At 59.1% G+C, this 20,265-nt stretch carries 18 protein-coding genes, 1 other RNA gene and 1 pseudogene; 9 read left to right on the top strand and 11 right to left on the bottom strand.

The annotated features are described in order from the left end of the window. Positions 1 to 121: 121 nt before the first annotated feature. On the top strand, positions 122 to 1,090 hold the full coding sequence (locus D3879_RS16950; RefSeq protein WP_119955445.1) for a type II secretion system F family protein: 969 nt from the start codon (positions 122 to 124) through the stop codon (positions 1,088 to 1,090). Position 1,091: 1 nt separating this feature from the next. Continuing rightward, positions 1,092 to 2,138, top strand: a complete 1,047-nt coding sequence (locus tag D3879_RS16945) for a tetratricopeptide repeat protein (protein WP_119955444.1) — start codon at positions 1,092 to 1,094, stop codon at positions 2,136 to 2,138. 519 nt (positions 2,139 to 2,657) lie between these two features. Here D3879_RS16945 and D3879_RS16940 read toward each other — a convergent pair. The 5 genes from D3879_RS16940 to D3879_RS16920 form a co-directional block, all read right to left on the bottom strand. Next, positions 2,658 to 2,936 (bottom strand): HU family DNA-binding protein, encoded by a 279-nt coding sequence (locus D3879_RS16940; RefSeq protein ID WP_119956337.1) that lies wholly within the window; start codon positions 2,934 to 2,936, stop codon positions 2,658 to 2,660. 365 nt (positions 2,937 to 3,301) lie between these two features. Further along, positions 3,302 to 4,321 (bottom strand): ACR3 family arsenite efflux transporter, encoded by a 1,020-nt coding sequence (gene arsB / locus D3879_RS16935; RefSeq protein WP_476644162.1) that lies wholly within the window; start codon positions 4,319 to 4,321, stop codon positions 3,302 to 3,304. A gap of 11 nt (positions 4,322 to 4,332) precedes the next feature. Further along, entirely contained in the window at positions 4,333 to 4,812 is a 480-nt protein-coding gene (locus D3879_RS16930; RefSeq protein ID WP_119955442.1) for an arsenate reductase ArsC, read from the bottom strand. Between the two features lie 96 nt (positions 4,813 to 4,908). Beyond that, entirely contained in the window at positions 4,909 to 5,391 is a 483-nt protein-coding gene (locus tag D3879_RS16925) for a VOC family protein (protein WP_119955441.1), read from the bottom strand. 57 nt (positions 5,392 to 5,448) lie between these two features. Then, positions 5,449 to 5,787 (bottom strand): metalloregulator ArsR/SmtB family transcription factor, encoded by a 339-nt coding sequence (locus tag D3879_RS16920; RefSeq protein ID WP_119955440.1) that lies wholly within the window; start codon positions 5,785 to 5,787, stop codon positions 5,449 to 5,451. A 297-nt stretch (positions 5,788 to 6,084) separates the two neighbouring features. Here D3879_RS16920 and ffs point away from each other — a divergent pair. Further along, positions 6,085 to 6,181, top strand: an RNA gene (ffs, locus tag D3879_RS16915) — signal recognition particle sRNA small type. Positions 6,182 to 6,576: 395 nt separating this feature from the next. Here the strand turns inward: ffs and D3879_RS16910 are convergent. Continuing rightward, positions 6,577 to 7,179 carry a helix-turn-helix domain-containing protein gene (locus D3879_RS16910; RefSeq protein ID WP_119955439.1) on the bottom strand — a complete coding sequence of 201 codons (603 nt, stop codon included), beginning with the start codon at positions 7,177 to 7,179 and terminating at the stop codon, positions 6,577 to 6,579. 832 nt (positions 7,180 to 8,011) lie between these two features. On the opposite strand from D3879_RS16910, the gene D3879_RS16900 reads away from it, so the two are divergent. Next, complete coding sequence (locus tag D3879_RS16900) at positions 8,012 to 8,353, top strand: hypothetical protein (protein WP_147411178.1); 342 nt, start codon at positions 8,012 to 8,014, stop codon at positions 8,351 to 8,353. Between the two features lie 14 nt (positions 8,354 to 8,367). On the opposite strand, the gene D3879_RS16895 is transcribed toward D3879_RS16900, so the two are convergent. Continuing rightward, a complete protein-coding gene (locus tag D3879_RS16895; RefSeq protein WP_119955436.1) occupies positions 8,368 to 8,835 on the bottom strand; it encodes a hypothetical protein in 468 nt (155 codons plus the stop codon). A 109-nt stretch (positions 8,836 to 8,944) separates the two neighbouring features. Here D3879_RS16895 and D3879_RS16890 point away from each other — a divergent pair, with 109 nt between their 5' ends. After that, entirely contained in the window at positions 8,945 to 9,331 is a 387-nt protein-coding gene (locus D3879_RS16890; protein WP_119955435.1) for a hypothetical protein, read from the top strand. Between the two features lie 214 nt (positions 9,332 to 9,545). Here the strand turns inward: D3879_RS16890 and D3879_RS27190 are convergent. After that, positions 9,546 to 10,010: pseudogene (locus D3879_RS27190) on the bottom strand (site-specific integrase); the annotation flags it as partial. 539 nt (positions 10,011 to 10,549) lie between these two features. Here D3879_RS27190 and dnaX point away from each other — a divergent pair. The 4 genes from dnaX to D3879_RS16865 all read left to right on the top strand — a co-directional run bounded on the left by dnaX (position 10,550) and on the right by D3879_RS16865 (position 15,438). Further along, positions 10,550 to 12,706, top strand: a complete 2,157-nt coding sequence (gene dnaX / locus D3879_RS16880; protein ID WP_119955434.1) for a DNA polymerase III subunit gamma/tau — start codon at positions 10,550 to 10,552, stop codon at positions 12,704 to 12,706. 157 nt (positions 12,707 to 12,863) lie between these two features. After that, positions 12,864 to 13,190: a YbaB/EbfC family nucleoid-associated protein gene (locus D3879_RS16875; RefSeq protein WP_119955433.1), complete on the top strand. Its 327-nt coding sequence runs from the start codon at positions 12,864 to 12,866 to the stop codon at positions 13,188 to 13,190. A gap of 161 nt (positions 13,191 to 13,351) precedes the next feature. Next, complete coding sequence (recR, locus tag D3879_RS16870; RefSeq protein ID WP_119955432.1) at positions 13,352 to 13,951, top strand: recombination mediator RecR; 600 nt, start codon at positions 13,352 to 13,354, stop codon at positions 13,949 to 13,951. A 338-nt stretch (positions 13,952 to 14,289) separates the two neighbouring features. Beyond that, positions 14,290 to 15,438, top strand: coding sequence for an acyl-CoA dehydrogenase family protein (locus tag D3879_RS16865; RefSeq protein WP_119955431.1), 1,149 nt, complete (start codon positions 14,290 to 14,292; stop codon positions 15,436 to 15,438). Between the two features lie 38 nt (positions 15,439 to 15,476). On the opposite strand, the gene aauR is transcribed toward D3879_RS16865, so the two are convergent. The 3 genes from aauR to D3879_RS16850 all read right to left on the bottom strand — a co-directional run bounded on the left by aauR (position 15,477) and on the right by D3879_RS16850 (position 20,168). After that, positions 15,477 to 16,802, bottom strand: coding sequence for a two-component response regulator AauR (gene aauR / locus D3879_RS16860; protein ID WP_119955430.1), 1,326 nt, complete (start codon positions 16,800 to 16,802; stop codon positions 15,477 to 15,479). Further along, positions 16,795 to 18,705 carry a sensor histidine kinase gene (locus D3879_RS16855; RefSeq protein WP_119956336.1) on the bottom strand — a complete coding sequence of 637 codons (1,911 nt, stop codon included), beginning with the start codon at positions 18,703 to 18,705 and terminating at the stop codon, positions 16,795 to 16,797. The genes aauR and D3879_RS16855 overlap by 8 nt, the downstream gene beginning before the upstream one ends. Positions 18,706 to 19,079: 374 nt before the next feature. Further along, positions 19,080 to 20,168, bottom strand: a complete 1,089-nt coding sequence (locus tag D3879_RS16850) for an asparaginase (RefSeq protein ID WP_119955429.1) — start codon at positions 20,166 to 20,168, stop codon at positions 19,080 to 19,082. Between the last annotated feature and the right edge of the window lie 97 nt (positions 20,169 to 20,265).

Here is a 20,265-nt window from a genome sequence, read left to right as displayed (position 1 = left end):
ATCCCAGCGCATGCGGGGATCCAGGGTTCAGCAGTGCCTGGGTTTCCGCTTTCGCGGGAACGACGAAGATCACTTTTCAACGTTTCCTTAAGAGCTAAAAGCCATAGGGGAGGAGGGTGCCATGGACTATCTGCTAAGTCTGCTCAATCGTGCGGTGGGCAACGAGGAGCTGGCGCGCCTGTTGTTCGTCGCTGCCATCGGCCTGAGCGCGGTGCTCGCTGTGGTTACCCTGGCGTTGCTGGTGTTGGGATTGCAAGATCCGGTGCAGCGCCGCCTTACGCTGATTAAACGCGGTCATGGCGGGGGGAGCCACGGGCAGGAGGCGCCAAGCAACCTGCAACTGATGCTGGAGCAGGTGGGCCAGCGTTTTACCTCCGGTGAACAGGGACAGGCCTCGACCACCAGAACTCTGCTGACGCACGCGGGTTATCGCTCGCCCGCGGCGGTGCAGATGTACTGGGCAGTTCGCCTGCTGTCGCCGCTAATACTGGTGGGCCTCACGCTGCTGGCTTTGCCGCTTATCCCGAAATTGTCCCTGATCATGGGCATTGCGCTGGTGGTTGCGGCATTCGGTGTGGGCTGGCTGGCGCCGGCAATCTATGTCGACAAGCGCAAGCAGGCCCGGATGACTCGGCTGCTCGTTGCCTTCCCCGATGCCTTGGACCTGATGGTGGTCTGCGTGGAGTCGGGCCTGGCCTTGCCCCAGGCTATCGAGCGGGTGGCCGAAGAGATGGCGGTCAGCCAGCCGGAGTTGGCGGTGGAACTGGCCCTGGTCAATGCGGAAATCCGCGCCGGCATCCCCAGTGCCGAAGCACTCAAACACCTGGCCGAGCGAACTGGCTTGGAGGACATTCGCGGGCTGGTCAGCTTGCTGGCGCAGAGCATCCGCTTCGGCACCAGCGTCGGCGCCACCCTGCGTATCTATGCCGAAGAGTTTCGCGACCGCCGTACGCAGGCCGCCGAAGAGCAGGCAGCAAAAATCGGCACCAAGCTGGTATTCCCACTAATCTTCTGTCTGTGGCCGAGCTTTTTCCTGGTGGCCATCGGTCCTGCAATCATTGGGGTGTTTAAAGTTTTCGGGAAGCTATGACATGAACAGGAACAGTCTGCTGTTGGCCATGATGGCCGTGCTGTCAGGATGTCAGACCATGGGGCCGGAGCAGGCGAGCGGGAGCCGCTCGATCTACACCGGCGACAATTCGGTGCTCTATCAGGTACAGAAGCAGATCAACTCGCCCGATCAGGGCATGCAGATGGCCGCGATGGCTTACCAGGCAGGCAATCTGGATCAGGCCCTGTTCCAGTATCTGCGGGCCATCGAACTGGACCCGAAGCGCTATTCAGCTCTGGTCTGGGTTGGCCGTATCCACCGCGAACGGGGCAATACCCAGCTCGCCGAGATGGCATTCATCGATGTGCTGACGAATGATCCGGACAATCTCGATGCCCTGACGGAGATGGGCTTGCTGAACCTGGCCAAGCGCGATCACGAGCGTGCGCAGGAACTGCTGTTCAAGGCAGTTGCTGTGGACCAGAAGCGCCTGGGTAACGGCAAGGGCGACAGCCTGCCTGGCGTGGCAGAGCTCAAGGTTGACAGCCAGTCGCCGCTCAAGGTCTACAACGGGCTCGGGGTGCTCGCGGATCTGCGCAACGACTTCCCGCAGGCCGAGGCCTATTATCGGTTGGCCATGCTTATCGAGCCGCATTCCGCGTTGGTGCACAACAGCCTGGGATATTCCTATTACATGGCCGGGCAGTGGCCTGAAGCCGAACGCATGTACCAGCGTGGTATGAGCTACGACGCCTCCTACCAGCCGCTCTGGCGTAACTATGGGTTGCTGCTGGCACGTATGGGGCGATATGAGGAGGCCGTCTCCGCCTTCGAGCAGATCGAGACGCGTGCCGAAGCCAGCAATGATGTCGGTTACGTATGCCTGGTGGAAGGCAAACTGGACGTGGCCGAGCAGTTCTTTCGCAGCGCGATCGAGCAGTCGCCAGCGCATTACGCCACGGCTTGGGAAAACCTGAGCAGGGTCCAGCAGATCCGGCAGATCCGGCAGTTGGGGGGGAGTCAGCCTGTGGTCGAATCCGTTGCGTCCGTGCCGGGCGTTGAGGTGACCGCGGTAGCGGTTCCCTGACAGCCTGCACTCGGCTGAAAAGCAACGCGCGGGCTGAGGAGTGAATGGCGTAGGGTGGATTAGCCGCGCAGCGGCGTAATCCACCATCCCGCAGAAACGAGCGCTCCGCACAAGGCGAGGCGTTCATTCAAGACCGAATCATGCCGATCAATCGGTTCGTGGCGATGGAAGCCCCTGCGGGGATTCCACCCTACTATCTGGTGGCGTAGGGTGGATTAGCCGCGCAGCGGCGTAATCCACCATCCCGCAGAAACGAGCGCTCCGCACAAGGCGAGGCGTTCATTCAAGACCGAATCATGCCGATCAATCGGTTCGTGGCGGTGGAAGCCCCTGCGGGGATTCCACCCTACTATCTAGTGGCGTAGGGTGGATTAGCCGCGCAGCGGCGCAATCCACCATCCCGCAGAAACGAGCGCTCCGCACAAGGCGAGGCGTTCATTCAAGACCGAATCATGCCGATCAATCGGTTCGTGGCGGTGGAAGCCCTTTCGGGGATTCCACCCTACTATCTGGTGTGGCTCAGTTGATCGCGTCAGTCAGTGCTTTAGCCGGCACATACTTCACGACTTTCTTCGCGGCGATTTCAATCGCCTTGCCCGTTTGTGGGTTGCGGCCGGTGCGCGCCGGGCGATCAGTCACCTTCAACTTGCCAATGCCTGGCAAAGTGATTTCGTCATAGTTCTCCAGTGCATCGCTAACGATCTCGCTCAACTGTTCCAGCACGGCGCGCACGGTCGCTTTCGGTGCGTCGGTGGCTTCGGCGATATCGGTGATCAGTTGGTCTTTAGTCATTGCCATGGTCTTGCTCCGTTGCATGAATGTTCGGGTTCCTGGCCGGTGTCTGGCGCTGAGCCGGCCACCGTTGCTGAGCCTGGGAAGGGCGCACGCTAGCACAAAAGTGTTTGCCGCTTGCGGGGCACAGCTTGGCCATTGCTTACGTTCGGGCTCTGGGGCACGGGCTTAATTGCTGGCGTGTGCTGCAAGGTTCCAGACGCCAAGCACGAAACCTAGGTGACCCTGGCTGTCAGCCTTGGTTCCGCTGGCGAGCACTATCGGTACTGCAAGCTTGTCGCACTTCAGCACTTCAGCGCTCGCCGGTTTAGCGGCTTGGCGGGTGTTTGGGACTGCCAGGCTTTGGCGGCAACCACTCTTGCGCTAGCGCTTCAAGCGCGCTCGTACCAGCCCTTGCTGGCGTTCGCCACGCGTACCACCAGTAGCATCACCGGTACTTCGATCAGCACGCCAACTACTGTGGCCAGCGCTGCACCAGACTCGAAACCGAACAGGCTGATGGCCGCAGCGACGGCCAGCTCGAAGAAGTTGGAGGCACCGATCAAGGCCGACGGGCAGGCTACGGTGTGCTTTTCGCCTAGCTTGCGGTTGAGCCAGTAAGCCAGCGCCGAGTTGAAGAACACCTGAATCAGGATCGGCACTGCGAGCAGGGCAATGACCACTGGTTGCTGGAGGATGGCATTGCCCTGGAAGGCGAACAGCAGCACGAGAGTCAGCAGCAGCGCGCCAATCGACCAAGGCTGGATCTTTGCCAGAACCGCGTCGAAGGTGGCTTGCCCGTGGGCCAGCAAAGCCTTGCGCAGCAACTGGGCGATCAGTACCGGAATGACGATATAGAGCAGCACCGAAGTCAATAAGGTGTCCCAGGGCACGGTGATGCTCGATACGCCGAGCAGCAGCGCAACCAGCGGGGCGAAGGCGAACACCATGATCAGGTCGTTGAGCGCTACCTGCGACAAGGTGAAGTACGGATCGCCATTAGTCAGCCGGCTCCAGACGAAGACCATCGCCGTGCAAGGCGCGGCGGCCAGCAGGATCAGCCCGGCGACGTAGCTCTCGAGCTGCTCGGCCGGCAGCCAGGGGGCGAACAGTTCACGCAGGAATAACCAGCCGAGCAGGGCCATGGAGAAGGGTTTGACCAGCCAGTTGACGAATAGCGTGACGCCGATCCCGCGCACATGCTCGCGCACTTGGTGGAGGGCGGTGAAGTCGATCCGCAGCAGCATCGGAATGATCATCACCCAGATCAACAGGCCGACCGGCAGATTGACCTTGGCGATCTCCATTGCGCCGACGACTTGGAACAGCGCAGGCATGGCCTGGCCGCAAGCGATGCCGACGATGATGCAGAGGCCAACCCACAGGCTCAGGTAACGCTCGAAGATGCTCATCGCTGCGGCGTTCATGGAGTTTCGCTGCCGATCAGGTTGAGCGCGGTGCGCAGGGCGTTCTCGTCCAAGCTCTCGAGGGGCAGCGCGAGCAGCTTGTCGATGCGTCGGTGCAGTTGCTCATAGGCTTTGGCGAAGGCCGCGTGGATTTCCTCGGCGCTGCCGTCGACATGCGCCGGGTCGGCAATCCCCCAATGGGCTTTCAGCGCCTTGCCGCTAAACAGCGGGCAGGCCTCGCCGGCAGCGTTGTCGCACACGGTGATCACCAGATCGAAGGGGGTGTCGCTGAGGCTATCCCAACTCTTGCTGTAATAACCCGCCGTGGCTACGCCGTGCTCTTGGAGTATCGCCAGGGCACCTGGGTTTACCTGGCCGGTCCGCTGGCTGCCGGCGCTCCAGGCGCGGAACCGCCCGGTACCGAGGTGATTGAGCAACGCTTCGCCGATGATCGAGCGGCAGGAATTGCCGGTGCAGAGGATCAGTACGTTATGCATTGGGTGTCCTTGGGGGCGTTTATCGCGAGCAGAGCTCGTTCCTACAGAAGCTGGTATTGGAGCGAGCTCTGCTAGCGATGGGGTTTCGTTGATGGCTCAGCAACAGCCGGAGCCCGGCTTGCAGCTCAGTTCGCGGTTCTTGATGACGACACGCGGCTTTTCCACCTTGGGTGCGCAGCAGGCGCTGTCTTTGGCCTTGGCTTCGATGCGGTTGAAGGTCGGGATGGCATTCAACGAATGGAACTGCTCCCAGGCGATGCCTGCCGGGTCGACCGTCCAGTATTTGTCCGACTCCATGTAGCAACAGGCGCCGCTCTCCGCGGCGACCGGCGTACCGGCAGCCTTGGCGCGGTTTTCCAGCTCGGCCAATTCTTCGGCGTCTTCCGCCTGAATGCCCAAATGGTCGAGACCTACCTGGCCCGAGCGGGTGGAAATGGCGAAATTGACTCGCGGATCTTCCAGCATCCATTTGGCATAGTCGTCGTGCCGCACGCTAGGCTCGCTGGCGAACAGCCCGGAGTAGAAGGCGACGGCCTGATCGAGGTCGGCGACGCCGATGTGGATATGCAGACGTTTCATAGTGGTCTCCTTATTCGCCTATGCGGATAGCCGGATATTTAGGGGCGGCGAAAAGCCTCAGGCGCAGCAAGCTGCATCCCCCTGAGGCTCGCTCGGGGTGGCGTCTTCGACAAAGCGCGGCTCATGGGCGCAGGCGGCAAGGGTTTCGCGCAAGATGACGCTGGCCCAGTCGGGCAGGGCAGGGTTGATTTGGTAGTACACCCATTGTCCCTGGCGTCGATCTAGTAAGACCCCGCTGCTACGCAACTGGGCTAGATGCCGGGAGATTTTTGGCTGAGCCAGATCCAGCGCGCTGGTAAGCTCGCACACGCAGCGCTCGCCAGAGCCAATCAGTGCCAGGCAACGCAAACGCGTTTCATCGGAGAGGGCTTTGAACAGGCGAACGGGCGTCAGCATGGCTGGGTTCTCAGCTGTATATGCGGATTAGCGTATATGTCGACTGCCGGCATGGCAAGCCCGAGGCTTCGAGTATTCGCGGATTAGAAAGGGATCACCGAGCAGACTCACTTGCTGGCGTGGAATGCGGCCAACGAGGCGGCCTGGGCTGGCGCCGTTGGTTGGGCACTTTTGCGTATAAGGAATCCAAGTGCTTGTCGCGAATACTTTTTTAATCGCGCGAGGACAGTTGTAAGTTGTCGACAAGCCGGTACAATGGCGCGGCTCGCCGCTAGGCGGGTTTCGTTATGGTGACCCCATCGGTCCCCCCGCAACGATCAGCCGTGAACCCGGTCAGGCCTGGAAGGGAGCAGCCGCAGCGGTGACATTGTGTGCTGGGGTGTGGCTGGTGGGGTTGCCTCCAATCTATAAATCCTTGATTTTAATAGGATTTATCAGTCAAAAAATGCAGAGTGTGACAGCGTTTAGGTACACCTAAGTGGTGCACCGTGCTGGTCATCGTAGCTCGCTCAAGTCTGTTTCTCCAATTTCGTTTTTACCTGTCTCTATTTTTAAAATCTGTTGGCGACTGATTAGTCGAGCTGGACGGATTCGAAATCCGTTGTGTTAGCGATGGCACCTAGGGTTCGAATCCCTATCTCCCCGCCATTATTAAAAAAGCCCTGTAATTCAATTGGTTACTGGGCTTTTTGTTTCTGGGTTGTACTGTTTAATTATACTACTCAACCCCCCTCCGCTTCCCCTCTGGCTATCTATTCTTGGCTATCGCCTACACCACAACGACGCCCATCAGTGGGGAGTGGGCTCGGCGCCTTGGCTCAAATACTCGGAGCTGATTTCTGGACTCAATAGGTAGCGCCGACCAGCAGGAGTTAAAGAGGCGCGATATTCGCTAAAATCACCTCCTCGCCAATGTATTAGCCCTTTTTCCATAAGAACATCGATGGCGCCTTCGGTCACAAGGTGGCTAAAACCAGTTTCATCCCTCAAATCCTTAAAGGTTGGAAACTTTCTTTTCTCGATTAAGGACGAAATGGTAGTCAGCACACGCCTCTGGTCAGCGCTAAGGCGAGGCAACTGAGGTCTTGAAGGGTTTTCTAATTCAGAGATTCGATCGCTAGCCAGCTGCAACGATTGCTTCTGCTTCCTGAGCGTATGAAGTAGCAGCCCAACGGCGGACAGCATTGCCAGTGAGAAGAACACCACTAGCCATCGAGGTAAGGGCCAGAAAGAAGCCCACCACGAAACATAGGTTTTGATGGGCAATACGATGCTAGCAAACACGCCTTCAAGCAGACTCGGGTCGAAGTAGTAGTCGATAGTTTTTTTGAGGATGGCGAGCAGAGCAGCGCCACCCGCAGCCAGCAATGCACGCTTAATCAATTTTTTCACAGAAGCTCACTCCCCAAGGCGCTGACATGGAGCACAGGCTACCAGAGCAAATCCTCCCCTAGCGACGAACGACAACGCCACGATGTGAAGATCGTTTGTCACCAGAACTCAATGCCCCCCGCCCCAAATTTTTTTGACCCCATGTTTTAAACGGGGAAATCTCAGCCAGAAATAATGCTCAGCGGGACATTCTGGAAGCACGGCCGCTATGCGCTTCGTTCCCTGTTAATGCTGTTGTTCGGGATTTGGGCTATACCACTGGGAATGTCATGCACCGCTGGGGGTCACTTTGAGAGTAATCGCATTCGCCACTTTCCTTTTTATCGCTGGTTGCGGGTCAGAGACGATAGACATTCCAGACTCATCGAAAATTAAGGAGGTGAAAGTTTGCCAAGGTCAATCGATGTGCAATATTGCGGAATACACAATCAACGACGAAAGATCTATAAGAACGGTGCTGGGAGAGACGGCGAAACTTAGCCAGTCGTGGCAGACAGAAAGTGAAATGGCGCTAACAACAGGTTGGTTCACTTATCCTACGCCAAGGGACACGGCGGGGTTTAGAGGGTTTAATGATGAGCACTTGTTTGTCTTGTGGTTTGGCGGAAACTGGATCGGCACCCGTAAGATAATAGAGGGGAAGCACGTCCGGCTTTTCAAACGGACTACTCCGGAAGAATTGAAAGCCCTCCGAACTTCCCTAAAAATGAAGAATTGAACTACATCACCGATGTTCCCGACTTGAAAAGAAAAAGCCCCGGCATCGCAGGGGCTTTTCTTACTACCTGATTGAGCTAAACTCATAAATACGATCAAGCAGGAATCAATCGGTATGAAACTATCATCATTGACTCTGCTTCCTGTTCTACTTCATGCGGGAGTAACATACGGCTCAGGGTGCAATCACACATTTGATCTTGAATTAAGGACAAGCATGTGTGCTTTGGAGCTTGAGAATGAATGGAGGCCGAAGCTGAAGCCTGACGATTCATGTGCAAAGCTTATCGCCGAAGCTCAGAAATTCGTCACCAACTTTGAAAAGGAAGAGGTACAGATTGATAAGAGTTGTACAAAGGATGAATTGATACAGGCAGTTGAAAATGCCACTGTGACGATTCAGAAGGCTCGTGATAAAGGATGGGCCGCCAGTCTAGAAGATTATTTAAACTACTAGGCCGGGCCTATTGTTTACGCTTGCGGTTTTCTGAATCCGCGTATTACCCAAGCGATGGCCCAACCTAAAGCGTAAAACCCAAGGCATACCGCAACCCACCCAAGAAAACCGCGAACTACCGTTAAGAATTGCTCAAACGGAAGCTGGTCAAGCTCTTTCTCGTACTTCGCATTCACTTCCCTAACGCGCTCAATGTACGCCTTCTGAAATTCAGCATCCCTTGAGATGGCTTTTAGCCTGTAATGCCTCAGAGCATTGACCGCCTCAAAATTTGTTTCATCCATAGGCATTAGGTCATCGTAGGTTACGGAGCGACCTTCTTTATCCCAGATTAACTGCTTGGTTTTATCAAGCGCTTCAAACCTCCAATGGTAGTAAATGCTTTCTTCGTTCGGCCAAAACGCCATCACCAACGATACAGGTATAACGCCGAGAACAAAGGAGAACACCACCCACAACCGTTGCCATCCGCTCAGTTTCATTTCATTCCCCTTCAATGCTCATGCTGACTCTATTGGAGCTTAGCCGATCCTTACCTCAAGGGCTGCGGATAAGCTATGCTTCAATGAAATTCAAGAGGAGTTCTCCTGCATGGAAGACCTAATAAAAAATTACACAGCTAGCGCCTCAATTGTCTTGCAGGATAACGAGGCTTTAGCTGCTGCATCATCTGGGCTTAGAGAAATCTTTAGCCGCTCAGTGATTAATGAGCATAAAGAAAAGGTGCGCAATCATTTTCAAATACTTTTAAAGCTGGATGAACAATACACCAAGCACCTTAGCCCGCAGGGCACCATTAATGAACTATCTATGAAAAGTGCTCAAATTCAGATTCTTTCACAAGCCCGTTCTATGTTTGTGGGGGCTATCAAGAACTATGAGTCAAGCCTGACTGAGCTTGAAGGCCAGTTTCAATTTAAAGTGTCTACGACGCTAGCTATAGTTGCAATCTTGATTTCGATACTTCTAACCGGCTAACCGAGGCTGGCAGGGAATATCGAGGCGTAGTCCTTCCTGGGACGTTCTCCCACGCTTACCCGAGCCGCACTGGAAATAAGAAAGCCACCGCAATTTGTGATGCCCAAGGGGAAGGGCTGCGATGGCTTACTGTCCGCTTACGGGACACCTTCAGCATACGCTGCGTGTACGTGGGCAGGTGCGACGGTGACAGGCGGTGGCGAGCTGAGAGGCTGAGGGTGCGTGCTTGCTCTACGTCGAAGGCTGACGCAGGCATATCACCCATCAATTCGAATAGATCGCGTAAGGCACGTTCAACCTCGAATGTGCTGACAGTCCGCCATGTACCGCCACGCTTCCCTTCTTCTATATAGAGCTTGGACAGAGTGGCTAGCGTAGGGCCATCGCTATTCCGCTTTGGTGAACTGGTTGGCGCTTTCCGTGCAGCAGGTTGGATCGTTGGCGTAGGGCTGGAGTCTCGCCATTCTGAGCACAAGGCACGAAGCGTCTGAAGTTCTGCCATGGGGTGTTCAAGCAGGTGGTTGTGCACTCGCTGAGCCAATGACGCGGCAAGGAATAGGGCGCTTTGGCGCTGCCTAATGTTCAGGCTCAAACGTAAAGTGTGACACCTCGGGAAGAGGTGTTTGGGTAGCTTGAGATTCAGGTAGTAGAGCGCTCCGCGCTTGATCATGTAGGCCATGGGTGTGACACCAAAGTGTTACAGCAAAGTGTGACAGTGCTGGCTACACCCCGATTTTCTGACTGCCTGTGTTGACGAGGAACACAGTAGAGAGCAGCAACCTTATAACGCCATAACGCCCGGTCTAGACGCTCCGCAACGATCAGCGAGCATGCTTGCATGCCACCCGGTCAGGCCTGGAAGGGAGCAGCCGCAGCGGTGACATTGTGTGCCGGGGTGTGGCTGGTGGGGTTGCCTCCAGTTTCAAGTGGCCATTCAGCATCAGCACGCCGCTATCTATTCAATCTCTTCCGTCTCTATTTCATATGTGCAGCTCACGCACAGGCGTTTCCACGTCAGTCTGGAGGGCCTGCTTTGGTTGCCGCCAGTGGGCAGAGGCTGCAGCTCGCGCTTAGAGGTCCTGTAACACGGCTCGGACTGTTGCTCGCAAGGCCGAGTACTGCTCGGCTTGCTCAGAGAGGGCCGCGCATCGGGTGCAATTTGCCCCATGCTCCGCTAGGATTAGCCGACTTCTTGCTCCCCAGCTGCGACGGTTTTCGATGAGTTATCAGGTTCTTGCACGTAAATGGCGTCCGCGCTCGTTCCGCGAAATGGTCGGCCAGACTCATGTGCTGAGGGCTCTGATCAATGCCCTCGATAGTCAGCGCCTGCACCATGCCTATCTGTTCACCGGCACCCGCGGGGTGGGCAAGACCACTATCGCGCGGATTATCGCCAAGTGCTTGAATTGCGAAACCGGTATCAGCTCCACACCCTGTGGTGTTTGCTCGGTTTGTAAAGAGATCGACGAGGGGCGCTTTGTCGACCTAATCGAAGTCGATGCCGCCAGCCGTACCAAGGTCGAAGATACCCGCGAGCTGCTCGAAAACGTGCAGTACGCGCCGAGCCGTGGGCGTTTCAAGGTGTACCTCATCGACGAAGTACACATGCTCTCGACCCACAGTTTTAACGCCCTGCTGAAAACCCTTGAGGAGCCGCCGCCGCACGTCAAGTTCCTGCTGGCGACGACTGACCCGCAGAAACTGCCGGCCACCATCCTCTCGCGTTGCCTGCAGTTTTCCCTGAAGAACATGCCGCCGGAGCGGGTGGTTGAGCATCTGACCCATGTGCTTGGCGTCGAGAACGTACCCTTCGAGGAGGATGCGCTCTGGCTGCTGGGCCGCGCGGCTGACGGTTCGATGCGCGACGCCATGAGCCTCACCGACCAGGCCATCGCCTTTGGCGAGGGCAAGGTACTGGCTGCGGATGTGCGCGCCATGCTCGGTACGCTCGATCACGGCCAGGTCTACGGTGTGTTGCAGGCACTGCTTGAAGGCGATGCACGTGGCGTGATCGAAGCGGTGCGCCACCTGGCCGAGCAAGGCCCGGACTGGAACGGCGTGCTGGCGGAAATTCTCAATGTGTTGCACCGCGTAGCCATCGCCCAGGCGCTGCCAGAGGCGGTCGATAATGGCCAGGGAGACCGTGATCGCGTACTGGCATTGGCGCAGGCATTGCCGTCCGAAGATGTGCAGTTTTATTACCAGATGGGCCTGATCGGTCGTCGAGACTTGCCGCTGGCACCGGATCCGCGTAGTGGCTTCGAGATGGTGCTACTGCGGATGCTGGCCTTCCGCCCGGCGGATACGGATGACGCGCCGAGGGTGGCGCTAAAGCCGCTAGGGATTAGCCAGGCCACTGCTGATCCCAGACCCAACCCAGTGGCCGGGGCTGCTATTGCGGCACCGGCTATGGCTGTCACTCCCGCTGCGCTCGCCCCAGCTCCGGTTCCACCGGCAGCGCCCGTTGTTGCACCTGCGCCTGTACTCGAGCCTGTTGCAGTTGCGGCGCCTATTGTCGAGTCACTTGCTGTTGCACCTGCCGCACCGGTCGAATCTAATCCGGTCGAGTCTATAGTTGCTGCGCCGCCAGTCGAGCCGGCCGCCATTGCCGCACAACTCGTCACTCCGGTGCCCGCACCCGTAGCGCCGGCACCGCCGGTGGCGGAGGTAGTTGACCTGCCTTGGAATGAGCCGAGCATTAGCGCTCCTTCGCTGGTGGTCGAGACCGAGCTGGCAGTCGAGCCAGCGGCATCTGGCATAGCTCCCACTCCAGGGGTGGCTGAGTTTTTCGCCATGTCGAATGACAATGACCTTGAGAGCGGCAATGACCTTGAGCGCGACGATGAGCCGCCGCTCCCGGATGAGGATTATTACGAGGTCGATGGCGAGGCGGATGCCTACCTCGATGCTCTGGAGTCGGTCGGTGCTGCAGCGCCAGCCATCGAAGCGGAACCGCAACCTGCGGCGCAGCCGGCCACTGGCCTGGCGGCTGAATGGCTGGACCTGTTTCCGCGTCTGGGCATAACCGGCTTGACCGGTAGCATTGCCGCCAACTGCACGCTGGTCGCCATCGAAGGTGATACCTGGCGCCTGCACCTGGACCCTGCACAAAGCGCGCTGTTCAATACGACCCAGCATCGCCGTTTGAACGATGCGTTGAATCAGTACCATGAGCGTCCGCTAACGCTGGAAATCGAGCTGCGTAAGCCCGAGCAGGAAACCCCGGCGCAGGCTGCCTCGCGTAAGCGCGCAGATCGCCAGCGCTCGGCGGAGGCGTCGATCCATGGCGATCCGCTGGTGCAGCAAATGATTCAGCAGTTCGCCGCGGTGATTCGCGACGGTACGATTGAACCCGTTGAGCCCGGGACTGCGTGAAAAACTGTCTTGAAAATGTAGCGAGCAGGCGCATATGCAAGGCGCCCGGCGCGCAACGACGAGACAGTACGAGCAGTACGGCGAGGAAGTGAGCACCGCGCAACGCAGCAGATGCGCCGCGCAGTAATTTTCAAGGCAACTTTTTGAGGTGATTCCCATGATGAAAGGTGGCATGGCCGGCCTGATGAAGCAGGCGCAGCAGATGCAAGAAAAAATGCAGAAGATGCAGGAAGAGCTGGCGAACGCCGAAGTGACCGGTCAATCCGGTGCTGGTTTGGTGAGCGTAGTGATGACCGGTCGGCATGACGTCAAACGCATCAGCCTGGATGACAGCCTGATGCAGGAAGACAAAGAAGTCCTCGAAGACCTGATCGCTGCTGCGGTGAATGATGCCGTGCGCAAAATCGAGCAGAACAGCCAAGACAAAATGTCTGGCATGACTTCCGGAATGCAACTGCCCCCAGGCTTCAAAATGCCATTCTGATTGGCTGCGTGCCGCCCAGTCGGCGCACAGGATTGTTGCGTCGTGTAGGAGCCAGCTTGCTGGCGAATAGTGTCGCGCGGCTTCAAAGCTTCGCGAGCAAGCTCGCTCCTACAGGTTCGGTGTTTTCGAAATAGTCTTTCCTTCCCTTGGATGTTCCCGGCATGAGCTTCAGCCCGCTGATTCGCCAACTGATCGACTCCCTGCGCATTCTGCCGGGAGTGGGGCAGAAGACTGCGCAACGCATGGCCCTGCAGATGCTCGAACGGGATCGCAGTGGTGCTCTGCGACTTGCGCAGGCGCTGACGCAGGCGATGGAGGGCGTTGGCCATTGCAAGCAATGCCGCACGCTCAGTGAAGATGATGTCTGCCAGTTGTGCCTTGACCCGCGCCGCGATGACAGTTTGCTCTGCGTCGTGGAGGGGCCGATGGATGTGTATGCGGTCGAGCAGACCGGCTATCGCGGGCGCTACTTCGTGCTCAAGGGGCACCTGTCCCCGTTGGATGGCCTCGGTCCGGAGGCCATTGGCGTTCCTGACCTGCTGGCGCGTATCGAACAGGCCGCATTCAGCGAAGTGATCCTCGCCACCAACCCAACGGTTGAAGGTGAAGCGACAGCCCATTACATCGCTCAGTTGCTGGCCAACAAAGGCCTGATCACCTCACGCATCGCCCACGGCATGCCGCTGGGTGGCGAGTTGGAACTGGTCGATGGCGGCACCTTGGCGCATGCCCTGGCCGGGCGTAGACCGATCAACCTCTGATTTGCGCAGGCGGGCATAGAGCGCCTGCCCGGTCAGCCGCTCACCGTTAGCCCGACCCTACAGCGTGCCTAGTGGCCTGTGTGGCTAGTTCCATTAGTCAATTTCGGCGCCTGAAGCCCCGATACTGCGTTGCCGCTCCCCGCCATAGCCCAGCTATGACTCGTCACTGCGCCTTGTCTCAGGACTCCAGGCATCCGAACTTGAGTTAACCAACTAGCCGTACAGGCCACTTGCCTCCGATGGGTAGGCGCTATCGCCCTGTGCGTTGGCCAATGCTTCATCTTGAAAACCAAGCAAGCGCTCGGTATGGTCGGGAAACCCCTATCCGGAGCTTGGCCATGCCCGCTTATCAGGAATACTTCGACGAATCCCATCAACTGGTGCGCGACTCCGTGCGGCGTTTCGTCGAGCGGGAAATCCTGCCGTATATCGCCGACTGGGAGGAGGCCGAGGAATTCCCCCGTGAGCTGTACCTGAAGGCCGGCGCCGCCGGGATTCTCGGGATAGGTTATCCGGAACAGTTTGGTGGCAGCCATGAGGGCGATCTGTTCGCCAAGGTTGCGGCCAGTGAAGAGCTGATGCGTTCCGGCTCCGGAGGCTTGGTGGCTGGGCTTGGCTCCTTGGATATCGGCCTGCCACCGATAGTGAAGTGGGCCAAGCCGGCAATTCGTGAGCGCGTTGTGCCACAGGTGCTTTCTGGCGAGAAGATCATGGCGCTGGCGGTGACTGAGCCGTCTGGTGGCTCGGATGTGGCTAACCTGAAAACCCGCGCGGTGCGCGATGGTGACTTTTATCGGGTGACCGGCAGCAAAACCTTTATCACCAGCGGTGTGCGCGCCGACTACTACACGGTGGCAGTGCGCACCGGCGGCGAGGGGTTTGGCGGCGTCAGCTTGTTGCTGATCGAGAAGGGCACGCCGGGCTTCAGCGTCGGCCGCAAGCTGAAGAAGATGGGCTGGTGGGCGTCGGACACCGCCGAGCTGTTCTTCGATGATTGCAAGGTGCCGGTGGAAAACCTGATTGGCGTGGAAAACTTGGGCTTTGCCGGGATCATGGCCAACTTCCAGGCCGAGCGGCTGTCGTTGGCGATCATGGCCAATATGACCGCCGAACTGGCCCTTGAGGAATCGCTCACCTGGGCGCGGGAGCGCGAGGCGTTCGGAAAACCGATCGGCAAATTTCAGGTGCTCAAACACCGGCTGGCGGAGATGGCGACGCAGTTGGAGGTTTCCCGCGAGTTTACCTACCGCCAGGCGGCGAAAATGGCGGCGGGTAAATCGGTGATCAAGGAAATCTCCATGGCCAAGAACTTCGCCACCGATATCGCCGACCGCATCGTCTACGACGCGGTACAGATCGCCGGGGGCATGGGTTATATGCGCGAAAGCCTGGTGGAGCGGCTGTACCGGGATAACCGGATTCTCTCGATTGGCGGCGGCACGCGGGAAGTGATGAACGAGATCATCAGTAAGCAGATGGGTCTGTGAGTTTCAGGTCTTCTTCACCCGAAGAAGGCCGCTTTCATTTATTGCAGCCCGTGTTTCTTCACCTTGTCGAACAGTGTGGTCTTGGCCATGCCCAGGGCCTGGCTGGCTTGGCTGAGGTTACCGCTGTGGCGTTCCAGGGCGTCACTGAGCAAGCTCCTTTCGAAGGCGTCCACCGCCTCGGAGAAGGACGGACCGCTGCTTTCCGCCGCCAGTCCGCTTTTCTTGAACACCGGCAGGCCCAGGGCAAAGCGTTCCGCGACGTTGCGCAATTCGCGCACGTTGCCCGGCCAGTCGTGGGCCATCAGGCTCGACAGGGTTTGCCGATCCAGTTCCGGCGCGGCGCGGTCGAAGCGCAGCGAGGATTGCTGGAGGAAGTGCTCGAACAGCAGCGGGATGTCCTCTCGGCGTTCGCGTAGCGGCGGCAACTCCAGGGTGACCACGTTGAGGCGGTAGTACAGGTCGCTGCGAAATTGCCCGGTCTTGCCCAGTTCATCGAGATCGGCCTTGGTTGCGGCGATCACCCGGCAGTCCACGGCCACGCTCTGGTTCGAGCCGAGGCGCTCCAGGCTGTGCTCCTGCAGTACCCTTAGTAGTTTGATCTGCAGGTTGATCGGCATGCTCTCGATTTCGTCGAGGAACAGGCTGCCGCCGTTGGCGTGCTCGATCTTGCCGATGCGGCGTTTGCTGGCACCAGTGAAGGCATGCGCCTCGTGGCCGAAAATTTCGCTCTCGAACAGGTTTTCCGGCAGGCCGCCGCAGTTCAGGGCGACGAATTGGTGATCCTTGCGCCGGCTGAAATCGTGCAGGCAGCGGGCGACCAGTTCCTTGCCGGTGCCGGTTTCGCCCTCGATCAACACGTTGGCCGAGGTGTCGGCGATGTTGGCGATCAGCTCGCGCAATTGCTGCATGGCCGGTGAGCGGCCAAGCAGGCGTTCCCCCAGGGCCTGGTGTCCGGCCAACTGGCGGCGCAGCGCCGAGACCTCTCGGGCCAGCCCGCGTTGCTCCAGGGCGCGGCGGGTCACATCCACCAGGCGCTCGGGGGAGAAGGGTTTTTCCATGAAGTCGTAGGCGCCGTCACGCATGGCGCCGACGGCCATGGAGATGTCGCCGTGGCCGGTGATCAGTACCACCGGCAGGCTGCGATCAAGGGCCTTGAGGCGGGCGAGCAGTTCCAGGCCGTCGATGCCGGGTAGGCGAATATCGCTGATGACGATGCCGGCGAAGTTCTCGCCGACCCGCTGCAGGGCTTCCTCGGCGCTGCCGACGCCCTCGCAGGGAATGTCCTCCAAGCTCAGGGCCTGCTGGCAGCCGAGCAGAACATGCGGGTCGTCTTCGACGATCAGGACGGTCAAGTTGTCATTCATCACGGCTGGGCTCGGCAGGAGATTGGTGGAGCAGGGGCAGGTTCAGCTCGAAGGCGGTACCGCCGTTTTCCAGGTGTTGCACGCTGAGGTTGCCGCCGGCAGCGGCGGCGAGGCTGGCCGACAGAGTCAGACCCAGGCCCAGACCTTGTTCGCCCGGTTTGGTGGTGAAGAACGGCTCGAACAGATGCACGCGCACCGAGGGGGGAATGCCGGGGCCGTTGTCGCGGATCTGGAGCCGATAGTGGCCGTCTTGTGCGTGGCCGTCGAGCCAGAGCTGGCGGTCGCTCTGGCCGTGCATGGCGTCGATGGCATTGACGATCAGGTTGACCAGAATCTGTTCCAGGCGCGTCTGGTCGATGGCCAGGCGAGCGTCGCTGTAGGCCCGGTGAATCCGCAGTGGCGTGCGCTCCAGGCGTGGGTGCAGGAGAAACAGCGCCGCGTCCACTGCCTTGCCGAGGCGGGCATCGCCACTGTCGTCGGAGCGCCGGGCGAAGGCGCGCAGGCTGCCGGTGATGCGACCCATGCGGTCGACCAGTTCGTTGATGGTGGCGAGGTTGCTGCTGGCGGTGTCCAGGGCTCCACGTTGCAGGAAACGCACGGTGTTGCCGGAAAGGGTGCGCAGGGCGGCCAGCGGTTGGTTGAGCTCGTGAGCGATGCTGGTGGACATTTGCCCGATCACCGCCAGTTTGCCGGCCTGCACCAAGTCGTCCTGGGTCTTGCGCAGGGTGACTTCGGCCTGCTGGCGTTCGCGGATCTGCGCCTTCAGGCGTTCGTTGCTGGAGCGCAGGTCGGCGGTACGCTCGGCGATCTTGCGTTCCAGTTCGTTGTTCGCCTGCAGCAGGGCCTCACGGGCGGCAAGGCGGGTGGCGATCACTTTGCGCCGTTCGTTCCAGGCGATCAGCAGGAAGGCCAGCAGGGCGCAGGCCACCGCCGCCAGCATGCCGTGGCTGGCGGCTTCACGGCGTACATCTTGTACCGGCGAAAGCAGGGTGAAGTCCCAGGGTGGATCGTTGAGACGACGGGTTTGCGCCAGGTAACTGATCGGCTGCTCTTCGCCAGCGTTTTCGCCGCTGGCGGGTAGGGTCAGCAGTTCGGCATCGGCGGCGAAGCGTTGGCGCGTCAGGGGTTGCAGTTCCTTGAGCGTGGTCCAGTGGTATTGCAGGCTGTCGGCCAGTTTCGCCCTGGTCTCGGCGCTGAGGGGGTGCACGGCCTTAAGTCGGCGGGTTGGGTCACTGGAGAGGATGATGATGCCGTTCTCGTCGCTAACGAAGGCTTCCAGACGCGCCCGTTCCCAGCGTTTCTCCAGGGGGTCGAGGCGGATCTTCACCACCGCCACGCCGATGATTTTGCCCTGGTGACGCAAGCCGTGAGCCAGGTAGTAACCGGGCTCGCCGGTGGTACTGCCGATGCCGTAGAAGCGCCCTGGTTTGCCCTTTATGGCGTCCTGGAAGTAGGCGCGAAAAGCCAGGTCCTCGCCTTGGAAACTGTCGGCGTCGCGCCAGTTACTGGTGGCCAGCACCCGGCCTTTGCGGTCGAGTACGTAGACCGCGCGGCTACCGCTACGGCGATTCAGGCCCTCAAGGTAATCGTTGACCTGATCGCGGCGGTAGTCGGTGGGGTTCAGTAGCAGGCGGCTGACGCTGGACTCCAGCTCGAGCAGGCTGGGCAGATAGGTGTGGGTACTGATCTCGCTTTCGACCGCGCGAGCGTGTAGCTCGAGTTGGCGTTCGCCGCTCTCGGCCAGGGCGCGGATACCGATCTGTACGCTGGTGTAATAGGCGATATACCCGCAGGCGAGCATCAGCAGGATGATCGGTAAGGGCAGGAGCAGGCGGCGGATCAGACGAGGCTTCACGGTCAGCGAGGGCGCCAGCGCGCGAGGGGTGGTGGAAGGCGATTGCATCACAATCATGGCCGGGCGGCCAGCCCGCTGTCGCTCTCCATGTAGACGCTGAGCGATCTTGACTGGAACTTCGGCCGGGTCTGCTTGGCGGTATCGACTATACGGGGCATCGGCGTTATCCGCTCAATTGTGTTTGCATCAGGCTCTGTACGAAAAGTGCTTGCTCTCGGTGATGCTGCGTTAAAAAGTGGCTCGGCCGACCGTTAGGGAGAACGTCCGAAGGACGGCCCGTAGGGCGAGCGAAGCGAGTCATGCTCATTTACAGCCCGTAAACTCCGCGTCCTCGCCACTTTTTGCCTTGCCTGACCTTCGCTCGGCTGACTTTTCGTACAGAGCCTAGGATGGCGGCGAGCCAGGCCCGCCGCCGCGCGCTGTCAGTATTCCCAGAAAATCCGTTGCAGTTCTTTGCTGTCCGCAGTCTTGGTCAGGGCGACCGAGGCGAGGATGCGGGCTTTCTGCGGGTTTAGATCATGGGCGACCACCCAATCGTTCTTGTCGTCAGGCTGTTCGGCGTTACGCAGGACGAAACCGCCCTGATTGACGTGGGAGGAACGGATAATCTGCAAACCGTCCTTGCGCAACCCTTGCAGGGTCGGGGCAACGCGCGAGGCTACCGAGCCGTTGCCGGTGCCGGCGTGGATGATGGCCTTGGCGCCAGCCTGGGCGAAGGCTTTGTAGGTGGTGTCGTCGACGTTGCCGTAGCCGTAGGCGATGTCTACTCGTGGCAGGCTTGCGATCTTCTGAATGTCGAACTCGGAGTTGATCGTATGGCGCTTGGCTGGCAGGCGGAACCAGTAGCTTTTGCCTTCCACCACCATGCCCAACGGGCCCCAGGGGCTCTTGAAGGCTTCGGTCTTGATGTTCACCGACTTACTGACGTCGCGTCCGGAGTGGATCTCATCATTCATGGTCACCAACACTCCCTTGCCGCGGGATTCCTTGTTGCTGGCCACGGCCACGGCGTTGTACAGATTGAGCATGCCGTCGGCGGACATGGCGGTACCTGGGCGCATCGAGCCGACTACCACGATGGGCTTGTCGGTGTGCTCCACCACGTTGAGGAAGTAGGCGGTCTCTTCCAGTGTGTCGGTGCCGTGGGTGATGACGATGCCATCGACGTCGTCGCTCTCGGCCAACTTGGCGACGTGCTTGCCCAGTTGCAGCAGGTTGTCGTTGGTGATGCTTTCCGAGGCGATCTGGAACACTTGTTCGCCGCGCACGTTGGCGAGGTTCTTCAGCTCGGGCACGCCGGCGATAAGCTGTTCGACCGGCACTTTCGCTGCCTGGTAGGTGGCGCTGTTGGCGGCGCTGGCACCAGCACCGGCAATGGTGCCGCCGGTGGCGAGGATCACCACATTGGCGAGCTTTTGCTGCGGCTCGCTCTCTTTGGCCTGCAGCCCTTGCGGGAGTAAGAGCATCAGGGCCAGTACGCCTGGGGTGAATGAATGCAGAACGTCTTTCATGCGTGCTTCTCTTCTGGTGGGTTGTTTTTATTGACTAGAGAATTTGCAGCAATACCCGCCCCTCATTTCCGGAAGGGCGGATCGCGACATCAGTGTT

It is taken from the genome of Pseudomonas cavernicola, assembly GCF_003596405.1.
GTDB lineage: Bacteria > Pseudomonadota > Gammaproteobacteria > Pseudomonadales > Pseudomonadaceae > Aquipseudomonas > Aquipseudomonas cavernicola.
Note: the sequence above shows the minus strand (reverse complement) of the source record. Positions and strands in the feature narration are given on the sequence as shown.

Bases quoted from the DNA above. Each gene is read 5' to 3' on its own strand.
- D3879_RS16950 (WP_119955445.1), top strand. From the start codon at position 122: ATGGACTATCTGCTAAGTCTGCTCAATCGTGCGGTGGGCAACGAGGAG.
- D3879_RS16945 (WP_119955444.1), top strand. From the start codon at position 1,092: ATGAACAGGAACAGTCTGCTGTTGGCCATGATGGCCGTGCTGTCAGGA.
- D3879_RS16940 (WP_119956337.1), bottom strand. From the start codon at position 2,936: ATGGCAATGACTAAAGACCAACTGATCACCGATATCGCCGAAGCCACC.
- arsB (WP_476644162.1), bottom strand. From the start codon at position 4,321: ATGAGCATCTTCGAGCGTTACCTGAGCCTGTGGGTTGGCCTCTGCATC.
- D3879_RS16930 (WP_119955442.1), bottom strand. From the start codon at position 4,812: ATGCATAACGTACTGATCCTCTGCACCGGCAATTCCTGCCGCTCGATC.
- D3879_RS16925 (WP_119955441.1), bottom strand. From the start codon at position 5,391: ATGAAACGTCTGCATATCCACATCGGCGTCGCCGACCTCGATCAGGCC.
- D3879_RS16920 (WP_119955440.1), bottom strand. From the start codon at position 5,787: ATGCTGACGCCCGTTCGCCTGTTCAAAGCCCTCTCCGATGAAACGCGT.
- D3879_RS16900 (WP_147411178.1), top strand. From the start codon at position 8,012: ATGAAACTATCATCATTGACTCTGCTTCCTGTTCTACTTCATGCGGGA.
- D3879_RS16895 (WP_119955436.1), bottom strand. From the start codon at position 8,835: ATGAAACTGAGCGGATGGCAACGGTTGTGGGTGGTGTTCTCCTTTGTT.
- D3879_RS16890 (WP_119955435.1), top strand. From the start codon at position 8,945: ATGGAAGACCTAATAAAAAATTACACAGCTAGCGCCTCAATTGTCTTG.
- dnaX (WP_119955434.1), top strand. From the start codon at position 10,550: ATGAGTTATCAGGTTCTTGCACGTAAATGGCGTCCGCGCTCGTTCCGC.
- D3879_RS16875 (WP_119955433.1), top strand. From the start codon at position 12,864: ATGATGAAAGGTGGCATGGCCGGCCTGATGAAGCAGGCGCAGCAGATG.
- recR (WP_119955432.1), top strand. From the start codon at position 13,352: ATGAGCTTCAGCCCGCTGATTCGCCAACTGATCGACTCCCTGCGCATT.
- D3879_RS16865 (WP_119955431.1), top strand. From the start codon at position 14,290: ATGCCCGCTTATCAGGAATACTTCGACGAATCCCATCAACTGGTGCGC.
- aauR (WP_119955430.1), bottom strand. From the start codon at position 16,802: ATGAATGACAACTTGACCGTCCTGATCGTCGAAGACGACCCGCATGTT.
- D3879_RS16855 (WP_119956336.1), bottom strand. From the start codon at position 18,705: ATGCAATCGCCTTCCACCACCCCTCGCGCGCTGGCGCCCTCGCTGACC.
- D3879_RS16850 (WP_119955429.1), bottom strand. From the start codon at position 20,168: ATGAAAGACGTTCTGCATTCATTCACCCCAGGCGTACTGGCCCTGATG.